This window comes from Metalysinibacillus jejuensis (assembly GCF_003057615.1).
In the GTDB taxonomy this organism is placed as follows: domain Bacteria; phylum Bacillota; class Bacilli; order Bacillales_A; family Planococcaceae; genus Metalysinibacillus; species Metalysinibacillus jejuensis.
This window is the reverse complement of sequence record NZ_QAFW01000161.1, coordinates 1-511: the sequence shown is the minus strand read 5'-3', so window position 1 is coordinate 511 and position 511 is coordinate 1. Positions and strand designations below refer to the sequence as shown.

Sequence of the window (511 nt, the reverse complement as noted above, 5' to 3'; positions counted from 1 at the left end):
TTAATAAATACTACTTCTTTGATGGTATTGCGCCCTGTTTTTTGTAAGATGGCATTTAGGAATACCACCGTAATATCTTTATTTTTTTCACTACCAAATAGTTGCTTAAAGGCATAATCTACTTTCAAATCCATTAATTTATCTAAGGGCATACGTTTTAACGCACGTCGATTCATCGCACTCACCTCTAGTATTTCTTATAACTAGTATACCATGTCCTACGTTCTATCGTCATTTACCTTCCCCTACCTCAACTAACGGGAATACGGGGGAGTATTGATACTACAGCCTTTAGAGACGGTCACAATAAAAAAATAATAAGCAAAAATGCCGACATGTCGACAGTACTTTTTCAGCACGTCAGCATTTTCGGCATTTTCACGTTTTGTTAGTGGATGGCTTGTTGCACACGTTCCCCATAGCCATACTTTTGAAAGTATTCAATCAGTGCACCTTCAACAATCATCCGTTGTGACAAGTTATACTCGGTACTAAAATCATTCAACAAAGC

The 511-nt window shown here is 37.4% G+C and carries 1 protein-coding gene; it reads right to left on the bottom strand.

The window, feature by feature from the left end; translation table 11 throughout:
* The coding region (locus DDE80_RS14680) for a PD-(D/E)XK nuclease family transposase (RefSeq protein ID WP_235612357.1) at positions 1–134 on the bottom strand (134 nt) is incomplete at its 3' end.
* Positions 135–511: the final 377 nt, after the last annotated feature.